Origin of the sequence: Micromonospora phaseoli, from assembly GCF_900109115.1 — a bacterium.
GTDB lineage: Bacteria > Actinomycetota > Actinomycetes > Mycobacteriales > Micromonosporaceae > Micromonospora > Micromonospora phaseoli.
This window is the reverse complement of the sequence record NZ_FNYV01000004.1, coordinates 315414-330549: the sequence shown is the minus strand read 5'-3', so window position 1 is coordinate 330549 and position 15136 is coordinate 315414. Positions and strand designations below refer to the sequence as shown.

The following is a 15136-nucleotide window of genomic DNA, read 5'->3' as shown; positions in this document are numbered from 1 at the left end:
TGACCCGGGCCGGCGGAAGGCCGCTCCATTCGGTTTCCGTTCACCGCTGGTTCATCTGAAAAACAAAGCTGATTCATAGGCGCGCTTGGTTGTATTCGCTGGTCCCAGTCGCCTACAGATCGGCCAGCCCACCATGCCTACCTGGCTGCGCCGGGGTCCGTCCCGCGGCCCCGAGCAGGATGCGCCGCCCGGCGCCTCGCCCGCCGCCGCGGACCACCCCGTCCCGACCCGCCACGACGACCAGGCGGGGCATGCGCTGCGCGCGCCGAGCCGGCTGCACGCCTTCAACCGGTACGAGATCAAGTATCTGGTGCCGACCGACGACGTGCCGGCGCTGCGCGCGGAGCTGACCGCCCGGATGGATCTCGACAGCCACGGCGGCAGCACCGGGTACGGCGTGTGGAGCGTGTACTACGACACCGACCAGCTGCGCTTCTACTGGGAGAAGATCGAGGGACTGAAGTTCCGCCGCAAGCTTCGGGTACGGCACTACGGCGACCGCTCGACGATCAGCGACGACACCATCGTGCACGTCGAGATCAAGCAGCGGGTCAACCGGGTCACCCAGAAACGTCGCGTCGCCCTGCCGTACCGCCTCGCCCGAGACCTCTGTGACCACCGGCTGATGGTGGCGCACGACCCCAGCCAGCGGGCCTTCCTCGAGGAGGTCCTCGAACTGCTCTGCGGGCTGGACCTGCGGCCGGTGGCCATGACCGGCTACCAGCGGGAGGCGTTCGTCGGACGGGACTCCGAGATGGGCCTGCGGGTCACCCTCGACCACCGGGTACGCGGCCGGGACCGCGACTTCCACCTCGGCGCCGACGCCGAGAACCGGCTCATCGTGCCGGCGAGGCTCGCCGTGGTGGAGATCAAGGCCAACGAGCGGGTGCCGTACTGGCTGACCGACCTGGCCGCCCGCTCGAACATGTCCATCGTCCGGATGTCGAAGTACTGCCAGAGCGTCGAGGCGTTCGGACGCGCCCCCCGCTCGATCTTCCACGTCGCCGACGACACGGCCGACCTGGCCACCACCCGACCGAAGAGTGAGGTCTGAGACCCATGCCGTTCGAATTGCAGGACCTGTCCGGCACGTTCAGCGTCGGCGACATCGCGCTGGCCCTGTCGTTGTCCTTCGTGCTCAGCGCCATGATCGGCTGGATCTACCGGTTCACCCATCGCAACATCTCGTACAGCCAGTCGTACGTGCAGACGCTCGTCATCCTCGGCATGCTGATCGCGCTGATCATGCTGGTGGTCGGTTCCAACATCGCCCGCGCCTTCGCCCTGGTCGGCGCGTTGTCGGTGGTGCGGTTCCGCAACGCCATCAAGGAGACCCGCGACGTCGGCTTCATCTTCCTGGTGATGGGCGTGGGCATGGCCTGCGGCACCCGGTTCTACACCCTGGCGGTGGTCGCCGCCATCGCGATCAGCCTGATCATCGTGCTGATGTACCGGTTCAACTGGTTCGCCTCCAACGTGCAGCGGCAGGTGGTCAAGGTACAGGTGCCGCCGACCGGCAACTACACCGAATTCATCCAGGATGTGCTGATCCGCTACACCAGCGAGTTCGAGCTGGTCAGCATGGAGACGATTCGGGGCGGCGCGCTCACCGAGATGATGTACACGGTGCGGTTGAAGAAGGGGGCCGAACCCGGCGAGCTGATCAACGCGCTGGCCGAGCGTACCGGGGGCCAGCGGGTGACCGTCCTGACCGGCTACGACCAGACGGACCTGTGATGCGGCTGCGACACCGGATTCCGGTCCGGATCCGGCACTACTGGAAGTTCCTCGCCGGCTGCCTGGCCTTCCTGCTCGTCCTCACCGTCACCCTCAGCACCGTGCGGATCCGGCCCTACGTCACCAGCAGCAGCGACACCGGCGGCGGCCAGGTGACCCAGGACATCGCCGGCACCGTGGACCTGTTCGACGAGACGGTGGCGCACAGCATCACGCTGGTGTTCCGGGACGCCGACTACGAGCGGATGCTGGACGCCTTCTCCGACGACGGGGAGAAGGAGTACGTCGAGGCCGACCTGACCATCGACGGCACCACCCTGCCCAGCGTCGGCATCCGGCTCAAGGGCAACTCCACCCTGGCTGGCCTGACCCGCGACGGCGAGACCGCCCGGCGGGGCGGCCCGGGTGGTCAGGGCGGTCCCGGCGCCGGCCAGCCGGGGGGCCCCGGCGGCCAGGAGCGGCAGGGCGGTGCCCGGGGCGGCATGCCCCGGGGCGCGGCGGCGCCCGACGGCGTGACCGTCCCCGACGGCGCCGGGCGGGGCGCGGTGATCGGCGGCGGGTTCAGCCGGGCCGCGCTGAAGGCCGAGGAACCGGAGACGCTGCCATGGCTGATCCGCTTCGACGAGTACGTCGACGGCCGCCGCTACCAGGGCCACCGGGAGATCGCGGTCCGGGTGGCGGGCATGGGCGGCGGGTCCACCGTGCTCAACGAGGCGGTCACCCTCAACCTGCTCGCCGCCGCCGGCGAGGTGACCCAGGAGTACGCGTACACGAGCTTCACGGTCAACGACCGGCCCACCACCGCGCGTCTGGTCGTCGAGCATCCCGACGAGCACTTCGCCGAGGATTTCGACGGCGCGGGCGTGCTCTACAAGTCCCTGGCGACCGGACGGTTCACCGACCAGGGGGACGACCCGATCGACTACGCCGACGACTTCAAGCAGATCACCATGAAGGGCAGCCAGGACCTGCAACCGGTCATCGACCTGATCAGATGGGTTGACGGTGCCAGTGACGCCGAGTTCGACGAGCAGCTCGCCGACCGGGTCGACGTGGAGTCCCTCGCCCGCTACGTGGCGTGGCAGAACCTGTTGCTCAACTTCGACGACATGTCCGGGCCGGGTCGCAACTACTACCTCTGGTACGACCTGACCTCGAAGAAGTTCAGCGTCATCGGCTGGGACTACAACCTCGCACTCAGCGGCGACGCCACCCAGGGGCCCCACGAGCAGGGCCGCCTCGGTGGTGGCTTCCGGGGCGGCGGGGACCAGGGCGACCGGGACCGCGCGGGCGGCACGGAACCGGACGCCGGGCTCCCCGACGGCTTCACGCCGCCGGAGGGGTTCACGCCTCCCGAGGGGTTCACGCCGCCGGAGGGGTTCACGCCTCCCGAGGGGTTCACGCCGCCGGACGGAACCACCGGACCGGGTGGGAACGCCGGACCCGGTGGGAACGCCGGACCGGGTGGCGGCGGACACAAGCTCAAGGAGCGGTTCCTCGCGAGCGAGAAGTTCAAGCAGGTGTACGAGGCTGCCTACCGCGACCTTTACCAGGAGGTCTACGCCAGCGGTGCGGCGCTGGACGCGGTCGACGCCATCACCAAGGTGCTGGCGACCGTCGACGGGTACGACGCGGCGGCGGCCGGCAGCGACGCGGAGAGCCTGCGCACGTTGATCGGCCAGCGCACCGAGAGCCTCGCCAGCAACGAGGTGATCACCCAGAGCGGATAGCCAGGAGCGTGCGGGGAGGTTGTCGCAGATCCGGTAGGGGTGGGATACCCCCTCGCCGCGTCGGCCGGGGCCCGCCCGGCCGACGTCGCGGCGGAGCCCCGTGCCGGCTCACCCGCCGCCCGCTGGTCAGACCGTGACGACGACCTTTCCGGCCGGACGCCCGTCGGCGAAGTGGCGGAGCGCGTCGGCCGCCTGGGCGAGCGGGTAGGCCCGGTCCACCGGCGGGGTCAGCGCGCCGGATTCGATGAGGTCCCGCAGCTCGTCGAGGGCCTCGCTGCTCTCCGTCGCGGTGACCGAGCGCAGCCGTTGGCCGACGAACATCGACAGCAGCGGCGCGCGGAACATCTGGCGGCCGTAGCCACTGAGCAGTCCACCCTGGGTGTGGTCACCGCCGACCAGGGCCAGCGTGCCGCGCGGGGTGAGCGCGCGCCGCAGCAGCGACAGCGGGCGGTCGCCGCCGGTGTCGATGACGACATCGTGGACCGGACCGTCGCGGTCGATCTCCTCCCGGGTGTAGTCGATGACGTCGTCGGCACCGAGGGAGCGGACCAGGTCGGTCCTGCTGGTGGCGCAGACACCGGTGACGGTCGCGCCGCACGCCTTGGCGATCTGCACGGCCTGGGAGCCGACGCCGCCGGAGGCGCCGATCACCAGGACCCGATGCCCCGCACGCACCTGACCGCTGTCGCGTACCGCGCGCAGGGCCGTCATCCCGGAGACGGGCACCGCGGCGGCCTGCGCGAACGACAGATTGGCCGGTTTCCGGGCCAACCGTCGTTCGTCGGTGCTCGCGAACTCGGCGAACGATCCGCGCAGGCAGGTGCCGTAGACCTCGTCGCCCGGCCGGAACCGGGTCACCCGGGCGCCGACCTCGGTCACCACGCCGGCCAGGTCCCGGCCCCGCACCGGCACCCGGGGCCGACGCAGCCCGGCCGCCAGGCGTACCAGGTAGGGCTGTCCGGCCATGAAGATCCACACGCCGGGGTCGACCGCGGCGGCGCGTACCGCGACGAGCACCTCGCTTTCGCCGACGGTCGGCCGGTCGATGTCACGTAGTTCGAGCACGTCCGGCGGGCCGTACCTGTCCTGCACGATGGCCTTCACGGTGCCGCCTCCTCGGGGTACTGGAACACGTCGTCGAGCCGTACGCCGAACACGTGGGCGATCCGGAACGCCATCTCCAGCGAGGGGGAGTAGCGGCCCTGTTCGATGGCGATGACGGTCTGCCGGGTCACGCCGATCCGCTCGGCGAGTTCGGCCTGGGTCATCTCGTCACGCGCGAAGCGCAGCGCCCGGATGTTGTTGGTGACGCGGGTCGGCTTCACCACTGCGGCACGCCCCTGCGGTACGCGATCACCTTGGCCAGCGAGCCGACGACTGCCGACAGCACGAAGCACAGGTAGATCACGTTGGCGATCCAGAACCAGTGCCACTGCGCCAGCGCCATCAGCATCGCCGACACCGCGCCGATCACCACGAACGCCTGCCCGACGTGGTCGCCGAGCCGCCCGATCTCCCGGTCCCGGGCGTCGGTGACCCGGGAGGCCCGTGGGTTCAGCACGCCCATGCCGATCTCGGCCAGGATGCTCGCCACGATGGCCCCGCCGACCGTCCAGAGCAGAGCTGCGGCGTACGGCGTCGCGGTCAGTGAGCCGCCGTCGGTCCGGCTCAGCAGCACGGCCGCGTAGCCGGTGTAGGCGACCACGCTGACCACCAGCATGATCCAGGCGCGTTTCTCCTCGTGCGTCATGACCGGCTCCCGATGTAAAGAATCATTGACACGCATAGAGTAATACGTCTTTGACTTCATGTCTAGAAACTTTTACATCCGTTCGGAGTCGTCGAAGACCGGCACGCTGCTCAACCTGCGGCACGAGGTCGGCGTGGTGGACCGACTACGGCACCCGCAACGACATCGCCGTCATCTGGCCGCCCGACCGGGCTCCGATCGTGCTGGCCGTGCTCTCCGACCGCGCCGAGCGGGACGCCGGACGCGACGACGCCCTGCTCGCCGGCGGGCGGGGCGACGGGCCGGTCAGGGGATCGGCCACTCGTGGACGGGGCGGTTGCTGTGCATCAGCTCCACGTAGTGCCGGACCACCTCGCGCAGGGCCTCCGGGCGGTCGAGCTGGTCGGTCGACTCCAGCCGGTGCAGCGTCGCCACCTGCCAACTGGCGCCGTTGCGGCCGGTAAGGCAGCGCTGTTCGATGACGCCGAGCAGCCGGTCCCGCTCGTCCGGCTCGACGCCCCAGCGGTCCAGGCCGTGATGGGCCAGCGGCAGCAGCCGGCGCAGCACCAGCTCGGTCACCGGAAGGTAGCCCAGGCCGGGCCAGAAGACGTGGGCGTCGATGCCGTGCCGGGCGCAGGTGTTGAAGTTCTCCTCGGCGGCGCTGAACGACATCTGCGACCACAACGGCCGATCCGCCTCGGCGAGCGCGCGGACGAGTCCGAAGTAGAACGCTCCGTTGGCGACGGTGTCCAGCACGGTCGGCCCGGCGGGTAGGACCCGGTTCTCCACCCGCAGGTGCGGGCGGCCCTTGGACACGTCGTAGACGGGCCGGTTCCACCGGTAGATGGTGCCGTTGTGCAGCCGCAACTCCGCCAGGGCCGGTACGCCGCCGCCGGCGAGCGTCTCGGCGGGGTCCTCGGGGTCGCAGACCGGCAGCAGCGCCGGAAAGAAGCGCACGTTCTCCTCGAACAGGTCGAACACCGAGGTGATCCAGCGCTCCCCGAACCACACCCGGGGGCGTACGCCCTGTGTCTTGATCTCCTCGGGGCGGGTGTCGGTGGCCTGCTGGAACAGCGGGATGCGGGTCTCGCGCCACAGCTCCCGGCCGAAGAACAGCGGCGAGTTGGCGCCGAGCGCCACCTGGATCCCGGCGATGGCCTGGGCGGCGTTCCAGTAGTCGGCGAACTGGTTCGGACCGACCTGGAGGTGGAACTGGGTGCTGGTGCAGGCCGCCTCCGGGGTGATCGTGTCGGCGGTGACCGCGAGCCTCTCCACCCCGTTGACGGCGATCCGCAGGTCCTCGCCCCGGGCGGCGAAGATCTGCTCGTTGAGCAGCGCGTAGCGGGGATTGGCCGACAGGGTGGCGGCGGTCAGGTGCTCGGGCAGCACGGTGGGCAGGATGCCGATCATGACCAACCGCGCGCCGACCGTCCGGGCCTGCTGGTCGGCCACGTTCAGGCTGGCCCGTACGTGCTCCTCGAACTCGGCGGTGCCGGTGCCGGCCAACCGCCGGGGCGCGACGTTGATCTCGATGTTGAACTGGCCGAGCTCGGTCTGGAAGCTCGGGTCGGCCACCGCTCGCAGCACGTCGGCGTTGCGCATCGTCGGCATCGAGTCGTCGTCGACCAGGTTCAGCTCGATCTCCAGCCCGGTCATCGGCCGGTCGACCTCGAACCGGGACTCGCGCAGCATCTCGGCGAAGACGTCGAGGCAACGGCGTACCTTGTCCCGGTAGCGAGCCCGGTCCTGGCGGCTGAAGGTCTGCACGCCGACTTCCTCGCCCATGGTCACCACCCTGTCACCGCTGGTACCCCCAACGTCGCATGTCCATGCCACCGAGGGAAGCCCGGACCGCCGGGTTGTCCACCATTCGGCGCGCCGCCCCGCCGCCCGACGTCGCCGCTCGGGTTCCTGGCCTGCGGTGGCGGTCCGGGCCGCGCCGGTAGCATGTCCGGCGTGCGTGAAAAGGTGACCCGGCTGTTCGTGGTGGCGGCGATCGCGGAGGCGGTCTCCTGGGCCGGTCTGCTGGCCGGAATGGCGGCCAAGTACGGCCCGCCCGGAAACGAACTGGGAGTGCAGGTCTTCGGCCCGATCCACGGCGCGCTCTTCGTGGCGTACGGGGTGCTGGTGCTGGCCGTGGCCCGGGTGCACCGGTGGAGCCTGCTGGCCACCGCCGTGGCGCTGGCCTGCGCCGTGCCGCCCTTCGCCACCCTGGTCTTCGAGCGGTGGGCCCGCCGGCGCGGCATGCTCGCCACCACCGAGCCGGCTCGCGAGCCGGTGCCGGTCGGCTGACCCCACCCGTACCCGGACCGCCCGGCCGGAGCATGTCGGCGGGCGGCTTCAGCCGGGCCTTGAGCATCCAGGCCGTGAGCATCCGGGCCCTCGGCACCGTGCCGTCTCGCGCCGCGAGTGCTCACGACGGCCCGTCGGCCAGGAACCCGCGCAGCGTCTCGGCGAGCTGGTCGGGGGCTTCCTCGGCCATGTGGTGTCCCGACTCGATCGGCACCGCCCGCACGTCGTCGGCCCAGTCCCGCCAGATCGCCGCCGGATCGCCGTACAGGTCGACCATGTCGTCGCGGGTGGACCAGGCGAACAACACCGGGCAGCCGATGCGGCGCCCGGCGGCCCGGTCGGCGTCGTCGGCCGCCCGGTCCGGCCCCAGTCCGGCCCGGTAGTCCTCACACATCGCGTGCACCGTGGCCGGGTCGTGGATGGCCCGGCGGTAGTCGTCGTACGCCTGCTGGCCCATCATCTCGGGGGAGCCGCCGTACCAGGCGTCCGGGTCCGCGTTGATCACCCGCTCGGCGGGCTTGCCGAGCTGGCCGAGGAAGAACCAGTGCCACCAGCGGGCGGCGAACCGGGCGTCGCAGCGGGCCAGGGCCTCACCGATCGGGACCCCGTCGAGCACCGCGAGCTGGGTGACCCGGTCCGGGTGGTCCAGGGCGGTACGCATCGCCGCGTACGCCCCGCGGTCGTGCCCGACGACCGCCGCGCGGCGGTGCCCGAGCGCGTCGAGCAGCCGCACCACGTCACCGGCCATCGCCCGTTTCGCGTAGGTGGTGTGGTCGGGGGTGCTCGGCGGCTTCGACGAACCGCCGTAGCCGCGCAGGTCCGGGCAGATCACCGTGTGATCGTCGGCGAGCAGCGGCGCCACCCGGTGCCAGGTGACGTGGGTACGCGGATGCCCGTGCAGCAGCACCACCGGTGGACCCGAGCCGCCGTGGCGTACCCGCAGCCGCACCGGGCCGACGTCGATCTCCTCCAGCGTGAACCCGGGGAACATGCCGGCACCAGTGCCCCCGCCAGCGGAGCCGAAACCCGGGGGACGGGCCGGCCGACGGGGTGCTCAGGTCAGCGCGGTGCAGGCGGCCACCGTGGCGAGCACCAGCCCGCCCAGCACCGCCTGCAACAGCAGCGACGGGCCCAGGTGCGACCACATCGTGGCAGTGCGTGGGCGCAGCAGCTGCGCGGTGGTGAGGTTGACGATCCGCTCGATCTTCGGTGCGAGGTCGGGATCGCCCTGGTCGCGCAGGGTGAGCTGGACCTGGTCGCCCGGGTGCAGCGCGCTCTGTGGCAGGTGCCCGTGCAGCTCCACCTCGTACAGCTTGCCGTCGGCGTCCCGCAGCCGGACCGGGGTGACCAGGTATTCCGGGCCCTTCTTCAGGTCCTTGAAGCTGCGCCGGCCGGTGCCGGAACCGGCCGACAGCAGGGCCCGCACCAGCTTGGCGAGCAGCCCGGCCACGCCGGCGGCGGCGAGCACCACCACCAGCACCGGCTGCCCCACCCGTACCTCCCGGGGGTAGCCGTCCATCAGGCGCACGATCTGCGCGGTGAGGATCCGGCCGGTGGGGTGCAGGCTACGCCGGGAATACGATGTCGTGTCCATGACCACCACCCAGAGTCCGCTTCCGGATACAGATCGTATCGATCCTCGGGGTCGGTCGACGTGAATGAAAACCCGTCACGCGGTTGCCGGCAGGTGACAAGCCGGATGGCGCGGGTAAGCGCTGGGCCGAGCTGGAAAGGGGTCGAGCATGCAGCTGTCCTTCCTGCGCCCGCTTTACCAGCGTCCAGGCCCGTGGTGCTCGGTCTACCTGGACGCCTCGATGAACACCGAGGACGCGCACCCGGCACTCGATCTGCGGTGGCGTGGCCTGCAACGGCAACTGGCCGAGCAGGGTGCGGACGAGCCGACGATGGCCGCCGTCGACCGGGTGGTGCGGGGCCACGACCCGATGCCCGGCGACTACGGCCTGGCGGTGTTCGCCACCGGTGGTCGGGTGGTGCTCTCCGAGTACCTCTCCGCCCCGCCACGTCGTGACCTCGCCGCGTACGCCCCGTTGCCGCACGTGATGCCGTTGCTGGCTCAGCGGGGCGAGCAGATCGCGTGGGTGCGGGTGCTGGCCGACCGAACCGGCGCCGACGCGATGTCGGTCAGCGCCGGTGGCGTGCCGCGCCGAGCCCACGTGGTGGGTCGGGAGGGCTACCAGCTACGTCGGGTCAAGCCTGGCGGCTGGTCGCAGTCGCGCTACCAACGCGCCGCCATGGAGGCGTGGCACCACAATGCCGGTGACGTCACCGCCGCCACCGTGGAGCTGGCTGAACGGGTCGGCGCCGAGGTGGTCGTGGTGGCCGGCGACCTGCGCGCCACCGGCATGATCGCGGCGCAGATGCCGGAACGCTGGCAGAACATGGTGGTACGCACCGATGCCGGCTCCCGGGCCGGCGGGGCGGACCAGAGCCTGCTGGACGACCTGACCGTGCAGACCATCGCCGAGGTGGCCGACCAGCGGGTGAACGCGGCCCTGAACCGCTTCGGCGTCCAGGAGGACGTCGGTGCCGGGCTCAACGCCGTGGTGGCCGCGTTGCAGCGCAACCAGGTCGACACGATGCTGATCGTGGACGACCCGTCCGCCGACGGTGAGCTCTGGATCGGCCCGGCGGCCACCGACATCGCCACCGACCCCGGTCAGTTGGCCACGGTGACCGCGCCGGAACGGGTCCGCGCCGACGCGGCGCTGGTGCGCGCCCTGGTCGGTACCGACGCCGAACTGACCGTGCTCGGCCCGGACGAGGCCCCGGAGCTGGTGGACGGGGTGGGTGCGGTGCTGCGCTACGTCGACCCGGTCACCCCGGGACGGGGCGGTGCCTGACCCGGACGTCCCGGACGCGGTCGTCACCCGGCTGGCGGCCTGGCGGATTCCGAACGTCTTCGGTCACCGAGCTCCGGCCTGGCCGCTGTCGCCGGGAACGGCCAAGATCACCTGATTGATGCCGTTCGGTGGAGGGATGCCCAGTTTAAGCCGCATCGAGGCGGGAAGCCGGGCCGCGTGGTGAGCGAACGAGGCAAGGTGGGGCCGGTGCGCAAGGTGCGCCCGGGGCTCACGGCGGCCGGCGCCGGGATGGCCGGCGACCGGGTGGTGGCGCCCGGCAGCACCGCCCGGATCCTGGTCGCGGCCACCGCCCGCGCGTTACGCGGCACCGACTGCGCCGACCTCGGCCGGGTTGGGCCGGTGTCCCGCTTCGCCGGCACGCCCGACCCGGTCCGTCGGGCCGCCGCGATCCGCACCGCCGGCCGGATCGCCCTCACCGCCGGGCAGGCAGCGGAGGTCGACGCGGCCCGCGTCGCCCAGTGGTTCGTCGACCAGTACCCGCGCCGCCGGTACCCGGGAGTGCTGCTCGGCTCGCCGCACGGCAGCGCCGCGCACCTCGCGGTGGCGCTCGGGATGCCGTGGCTGCCCGCCGGCTTCGAGATGACCGCACACTGGCCGCAGGGCGCGGTGGACCGTCCCCGCCCCGCCATGGACCACGGTGCCGCGCTCGCCGGACGGATCCTCGCCGGCAACCCCGATCTGCATCTGCGTCAGGTGCACTGCCCGGCCAGCCGGGGCGCGCTGGCCGGGGCGACCGTGGCGCTGACCGGCCGCTGGCGGGCGCTGCCGGCCGCGTACCGCAGGTTTCTGACCGAGCGGCTGGCCCCGGGTACGCCGGTGCTGGTGCTGCACGACACGCGGACCTGGCCGGTGGTCGACGCCGCCGACGGGCACAGCTTCCAGTTGGGCTCCCCGGCCAGCGGCCTGAACCCGGTGGACTTCCACCCCGACAGTCACGCGCTGCGCCAGGTGCTGCGTTCGGCCGGCGGTGACAGCGCGCACTGGGAGCCGCCGGAGGTCTCCGCTCCGCCCGGTGTCGCCGAGCACGGCGTGGAGTCCGGTTTCGAACGCGGAGCGCGGGAATGGGCCGCCCGGCGCGGACATCCGTTGCACCGGATCCTCTTCCCCGCGCCGGAGGTGCTCAGCGCGGCCACCGCCGACCTGTACCGCCGGTGGCTGCGCGCCGCCGGCAAGACCGGTGACCGGTTGGTGGTCGAATGCGGCCGGCTGCTCGATCCGTGGCAGGTGATCCGCGCCGGCCTGGTGCCGTACTGGTGCGAGAATGCCGCCCGGCGCAGCGTCGAGCAGGTGGAGTGGTGGCTGGCCGGCAGCGAGTCGTTCAGCTCGGTCGACGTGCTGCCGGAGCCGCCGGGGGTACGCTCGCCGGCGCTGGCCGGGTTACCCCAGTGGCTGGCGATCGCGGGATTCGGCCGGCGGCGACGGGCCCTGGACCGCACCTCGGCCCGGGGCTACCCGGTCACCTCGGTACCCACCCGCCGGGCCACCGAGGTGCTCCGCGCCCAGCCGTACGACCTGCCCAGCCCGGCGCCGCTGGCGGTGGCCGACGCCCTCGCCGCGCTGCGCGACGCCGGCACCCACCACGGCCTGCTGATCTGTTGAGACCGGGCTGACGAAACATCCTCGCGAACCCGCGGCGCCGTGATTGAGTACCTACGGAGCGGGAACACCGCCGGCTGCGACAGGCTGATCACCTAGCGCGGTGCGGCGCCGTCGCCCGCTGGCATCCCAGTCATGTAACCCACTTACAGGCCCGTGCGTGCCTACGCGCGTGCCCGGTGTCGGCGAATCCGGGCGGGGTCCTTCCTGAGGGAGGCGCGGATGTTCGGACAGACGACCACAACCACACCACCAACCAACGATCGGGGCCTGGAGGACCTTGACGCGGCGGCACTGGCGTACGCGGCACGGATCGAGGGACTGCCGACGGAACGTCGCCAGGAGGCACGCGACGACCTGGTCCGCTTCGCGCTGCCGTTCGCCGGTCGGCTGGCCCGCCGGTACCGGGGGCGCGGGGAACCGCTGGAGGATCTAGAGCAGGTGGCCCGTCTGGGGCTGGTCAACGCCGTCGACCGGTACGACCCGGAACGGGGTTCGTTCACCGCGTACGCGGCGATCACCATCGTTGGTGAGATCAAGCGGCATTTCCGGGACCGCACCTGGGGCGTGCACGTGCCCCGTCGGCTGCGTGACCTGATCCTCGAGGTGGGCCAGGCGACGGCGGCGCTGACCAGTGAGCTGTCCCGGGCGCCGACGGTCGCCGAGTTGTCGAAGCGGCTGGACACTCCGCAGGAGGAGATCCTCGCCGCGTTGGAGTCGGCCGCCGGCTACAGTCCGGCCTCGCTCAACGCGCCGGTCGGCGGGGAGAGTTCGGCGGAGTTCGGCGACCTGGTCGGCGAGTCGGACTTCGCTCTGGAGTCCGTCGACGACCGGGTGACGGTCAGCGGCCTGCTGCACCGGCTGCCCTGGCGGGAGCGGCGGATCCTGGCCATGCGGTTCTACGGCAACCAGACCCAGGCCGAGATCGCGGCCCGCTTCGGCATCTCCCAGATGCACGTGTCGCGGCTGCTGTCGCGGGCGCTGACCTGGCTGCGCCAGGCGATGCTGGCCGACGCGCCGCCGCCCTGGCAGAACGGTCCGGCCGAGTCGGAGTCGATGGCCAAGGAGACCCGGACGGTGGGGTCGCACGTGCGGTAGACGGCGGCAACAGGCGGGGCGGCACCGGATCGGTGCCGCCCCGCCGTACGTTGCGGGTCAGTCGTCGCTGGAGTCGCGGTGCCCGCGGGGGTGCCGCCACCGCTCGCCGGCCTTCGGCGGTTCCTCCCTCGGCGGTTCCTGCCCCGGCGCGTCGGTCTCCTCGAAGCTGGGCCGGCGGATCTGCTCCGGCTCCGGCACCTCGACCGGCCGGGCGCCGGACTGCGGCGCGGGCTGGTACGCCACCGCCTCCCGCGCCCCGTGCGCGCCCTCGGCGGCGGGCGACTCGGGCGGGTGCTCCTCACGGTGCAGCTCCTCGTGGAACTCCTGCGGCGGTTTGACGGTCCGTTGGGGAAGGTCGCGGCCGAGGTCGGAGACGAGTTCGCCGTACTTGGCGTCGAAGGCCGGGCGTTCGGAGCGGATCCGGGGCATCCGGTCGAAGTTGCGCAGCGGCGGCGGGCAGGTGGTGGCCCATTCCAGCGAGTTGCCGAAGCCCCAGGGGTCGTCCACGGTCACCTGTGCCCCGTACCGCCAGGACTTCCAGGCGTTCCAGATGAAGAAGAGGGTGGACGCGCCGAGCACGAACGAGAAGATGCTGGAGATCGTGTTCAGCGTGGTGAACCCGTCGGTGGGCAGGTAGTCGGCGTACCGCCGGGGCATGCCCTCGCTGCCCAGCCAGTGGTGCACCAGGAAGGTGCCGTGGAAGCCGATGAACATGGTCCAGAAGTGCAGCTTGCCGAGCCGCTCGTCGAGCAGCCGCCCGGTCATCTTCGGCCACCAGAAGTAGAAGCCGGCGAAGAGGGCGAAGACCACGGTGCCGAAGACCACGTAGTGGAAGTGGGCCACCACGAAGTAGCTGTCGTGGGTGTGCCAGTCGGCCGGTGGGCTGGCCAGCAGTACGCCGGTGAGCCCACCGAGCAGGAAGGTGACCAGGAAGCCGATGGAGAACAGCATCGGCGTCTCGAAGGTCAGTTGCCCCTTCCACATGGTGCCGATCCAGTTGAAGAACTTCACTCCGGTCGGCACGGCGATCAGATAGCTGAGGATGCTGAAGAAGGGCAGCAGCACCTGGCCGGTGGCGAACATGTGGTGCGCCCAGACCGTCATCGACAGCACGGTGATCGCGATGGTGGCCAGCACCAGCCCGGTGTAGCCGAAGATCGGCTTGCGGGAGAAGACCGGGATGACCTCGGTGATGATGCCGAAGAACGGCAGCGCGATGATGTAGACCTCGGGGTGGCCGAAGAACCAGAACAGGTGCTGCCAGAGCATCGGCCCGCCGGTGTCGGGGTTGAACACCTGCGCGTCGAGCAGCCGGTCGGCGCTCAGCGCCAGCAGCGCGGCGGCCAGCAGCGGGAAGACCAGGATCACCAGCACGCTGGTGAACAGCATGTTCCAGGTGAAGATCGGCATCCGGAACATGGTCATGCCCGGGGCGCGCAGGGTAAGGATCGTGGCGATCAGGTTGACCGCGCCGAGGATGGTGCCCAGACCGGAGACGACCAGGCCGATCACCCACATGTTCGCGCCGACGCCGGGGGAGTGCTCGACGGTGCTCAGCGGGGTGTACGCGGTCCAGCCGAAGTCGGCCGAACCCTGCGGGGTGAGGAGACCGCCGACGACCATCAGGCCGCCGAACAGGTAGAGCCAGTACGCCAGGGCGTTCAGCCGGGGGAACGACACGTCCGGCGCGCCGATCTGGATCGGCACGATGTAGTTGGCGAAGCCGAACGCCGCCGGGGTGGCGAACAGCAGCAGCATCACCGCGCCGTGCGAGGTGAACAGCTGGTTGTACTGCTCCGCGGAGAGCAGCTGCAGGCCCGGCCGGGCCAGTTCGGCGCGGATCAGCATCGCCTCGATCCCGCCCAGCACGAAGAAGGCGAACGAGGTCAGCAGGTAGAGCAGGCCGATCTGCTTGTGGTCGGTGGTGCCCAGGAACCTGATCAGCGAGGCGCCGGGGATCGGCTTGCGCAGTGGTCCGGGATAGCCGCCGAACCGGGCCGGGGCGAGAATCGCCGGCCCTCGGTCCTGTCCAGGTTCGGTGGTTACCCGCTTGGGCATTCGCTCTCACCCCG

15 protein-coding genes and 1 pseudogene are annotated in these 15136 nt (G+C 71.3%); 9 read left to right on the top strand and 7 right to left on the bottom strand.

Translation table 11 applies throughout. The features are described from left to right. Positions 1–133: 133 nt before the first annotated feature. From BMY89_RS13060 to BMY89_RS13050, 3 genes are read left to right on the top strand one after another with little or no spacing between them, the layout of a single operon-like run. Positions 134–1054 carry a polyphosphate polymerase domain-containing protein gene (locus BMY89_RS13060; protein WP_092379941.1) on the top strand — a complete coding sequence of 307 codons (921 nt, stop codon included), beginning with the start codon at positions 134–136 and terminating at the stop codon, positions 1052–1054. Between the two features lie 5 nt (positions 1055–1059). Further along, entirely contained in the window at positions 1060–1737 is a 678-nt protein-coding gene (locus BMY89_RS13055; RefSeq protein WP_092379938.1) for a DUF4956 domain-containing protein, read from the top strand. Next, the gene (locus BMY89_RS13050; RefSeq protein ID WP_092379936.1) at positions 1737–3467 is read left to right on the top strand and encodes a CotH kinase family protein; all 1731 of its coding nucleotides are present in this window, start codon (positions 1737–1739) and stop codon (positions 3465–3467) included. Before BMY89_RS13055 ends, BMY89_RS13050 begins: the two co-directional genes overlap by 1 nt. A 126-nt stretch (positions 3468–3593) precedes the next feature. Here the strand turns inward: BMY89_RS13050 and BMY89_RS13045 are convergent, their stop codons facing one another. From BMY89_RS13045 to BMY89_RS13035, 3 genes are read right to left on the bottom strand one after another with little or no spacing between them, the layout of a single operon-like run. Then, entirely contained in the window at positions 3594–4571 is a 978-nt protein-coding gene (locus BMY89_RS13045; protein ID WP_092379934.1) for an NAD(P)-dependent alcohol dehydrogenase, read from the bottom strand. Continuing rightward, a complete protein-coding gene (locus BMY89_RS13040) occupies positions 4568–4795 on the bottom strand; it encodes a helix-turn-helix transcriptional regulator (protein WP_092379932.1) in 228 nt (75 codons plus the stop codon). Before BMY89_RS13040 ends, BMY89_RS13045 begins: the two co-directional genes overlap by 4 nt. Beyond that, positions 4789–5217 carry a hypothetical protein gene (locus BMY89_RS13035; protein ID WP_092379930.1) on the bottom strand — a complete coding sequence of 143 codons (429 nt, stop codon included), beginning with the start codon at positions 5215–5217 and terminating at the stop codon, positions 4789–4791. The genes BMY89_RS13040 and BMY89_RS13035 overlap by 7 nt, the downstream gene beginning before the upstream one ends. 143 nt (positions 5218–5360) lie before the next feature. Here BMY89_RS13035 and BMY89_RS29855 point away from each other — a divergent pair. After that, positions 5361–5480: pseudogene (locus tag BMY89_RS29855) on the top strand (class A beta-lactamase); the annotation flags it as partial. A gap of 22 nt (positions 5481–5502) precedes the next feature. Here BMY89_RS29855 and BMY89_RS13030 read toward each other — a convergent pair. Beyond that, the gene (locus BMY89_RS13030; RefSeq protein WP_092380363.1) at positions 5503–6981 is read right to left on the bottom strand and encodes a glutamate-cysteine ligase family protein; all 1479 of its coding nucleotides are present in this window, start codon (positions 6979–6981) and stop codon (positions 5503–5505) included. A gap of 162 nt (positions 6982–7143) precedes the next feature. On the opposite strand from BMY89_RS13030, the gene BMY89_RS13025 reads away from it, so the two are divergent. Further along, complete coding sequence (locus BMY89_RS13025; RefSeq protein WP_092379928.1) at positions 7144–7488, top strand: DUF3817 domain-containing protein; 345 nt, start codon at positions 7144–7146, stop codon at positions 7486–7488. Between the two features lie 121 nt (positions 7489–7609). On the opposite strand, the gene BMY89_RS13020 is transcribed toward BMY89_RS13025, so the two are convergent. Then, entirely contained in the window at positions 7610–8479 is an 870-nt protein-coding gene (locus BMY89_RS13020) for an alpha/beta fold hydrolase (RefSeq protein ID WP_092379926.1), read from the bottom strand. 63 nt (positions 8480–8542) lie between these two features. Beyond that, the gene (locus tag BMY89_RS13015; protein WP_092380361.1) at positions 8543–9082 is read right to left on the bottom strand and encodes a hypothetical protein; all 540 of its coding nucleotides are present in this window, start codon (positions 9080–9082) and stop codon (positions 8543–8545) included. 148 nt (positions 9083–9230) lie between these two features. Between BMY89_RS13015 and BMY89_RS13010 the strand changes: the two genes are divergently transcribed. From BMY89_RS13010 to BMY89_RS13000, 4 genes are all read left to right on the top strand, one after another. Continuing rightward, positions 9231–10349, top strand: coding sequence for a baeRF2 domain-containing protein (locus BMY89_RS13010; protein WP_092379924.1), 1119 nt, complete (start codon positions 9231–9233; stop codon positions 10347–10349). Then, complete coding sequence (locus tag BMY89_RS31330; protein ID WP_269766863.1) at positions 10342–10464, top strand: hypothetical protein; 123 nt, start codon at positions 10342–10344, stop codon at positions 10462–10464. Before BMY89_RS13010 ends, BMY89_RS31330 begins: the two co-directional genes overlap by 8 nt. 134 nt (positions 10465–10598) lie before the next feature. Next, positions 10599–11969, top strand: a complete 1371-nt coding sequence (locus tag BMY89_RS13005) for a hypothetical protein (protein WP_092380360.1) — start codon at positions 10599–10601, stop codon at positions 11967–11969. A gap of 219 nt (positions 11970–12188) precedes the next feature. Further along, positions 12189–13064: a SigB/SigF/SigG family RNA polymerase sigma factor gene (locus BMY89_RS13000; protein ID WP_092379922.1), complete on the top strand. Its 876-nt coding sequence runs from the start codon at positions 12189–12191 to the stop codon at positions 13062–13064. 57 nt (positions 13065–13121) lie between these two features. On the opposite strand, the gene ctaD is transcribed toward BMY89_RS13000, so the two are convergent. After that, on the bottom strand, positions 13122–15122 hold the full coding sequence (gene ctaD, locus BMY89_RS12995) for an aa3-type cytochrome oxidase subunit I (protein WP_092379920.1): 2001 nt from the start codon (positions 15120–15122) through the stop codon (positions 13122–13124). Positions 15123–15136: the final 14 nt, after the last annotated feature.

Coding starts and splice junctions, on each gene's coding strand:
- BMY89_RS13060 (WP_092379941.1), top strand. CDS start 134: ATGCCTACCTGGCTGCGCCGGGGTCCGTCCCGCGGCCCCGAGCAGGAT.
- BMY89_RS13055 (WP_092379938.1), top strand. CDS start 1,060: ATGCCGTTCGAATTGCAGGACCTGTCCGGCACGTTCAGCGTCGGCGAC.
- BMY89_RS13050 (WP_092379936.1), top strand. CDS start 1,737: ATGCGGCTGCGACACCGGATTCCGGTCCGGATCCGGCACTACTGGAAG.
- BMY89_RS13035 (WP_092379930.1), bottom strand. CDS start 5,217: ATGACGCACGAGGAGAAACGCGCCTGGATCATGCTGGTGGTCAGCGTG.
- BMY89_RS13030 (WP_092380363.1), bottom strand. CDS start 6,981: ATGGGCGAGGAAGTCGGCGTGCAGACCTTCAGCCGCCAGGACCGGGCT.
- BMY89_RS13025 (WP_092379928.1), top strand. CDS start 7,144: ATGTCCGGCGTGCGTGAAAAGGTGACCCGGCTGTTCGTGGTGGCGGCG.
- BMY89_RS13020 (WP_092379926.1), bottom strand. CDS start 8,479: ATGTTCCCCGGGTTCACGCTGGAGGAGATCGACGTCGGCCCGGTGCGG.
- BMY89_RS13015 (WP_092380361.1), bottom strand. CDS start 9,082: ATGGACACGACATCGTATTCCCGGCGTAGCCTGCACCCCACCGGCCGG.
- BMY89_RS13010 (WP_092379924.1), top strand. CDS start 9,231: ATGCAGCTGTCCTTCCTGCGCCCGCTTTACCAGCGTCCAGGCCCGTGG.
- BMY89_RS13005 (WP_092380360.1), top strand. CDS start 10,599: ATGGCCGGCGACCGGGTGGTGGCGCCCGGCAGCACCGCCCGGATCCTG.
- BMY89_RS13000 (WP_092379922.1), top strand. CDS start 12,189: ATGTTCGGACAGACGACCACAACCACACCACCAACCAACGATCGGGGC.
- ctaD (WP_092379920.1), bottom strand. CDS start 15,122: ATGCCCAAGCGGGTAACCACCGAACCTGGACAGGACCGAGGGCCGGCG.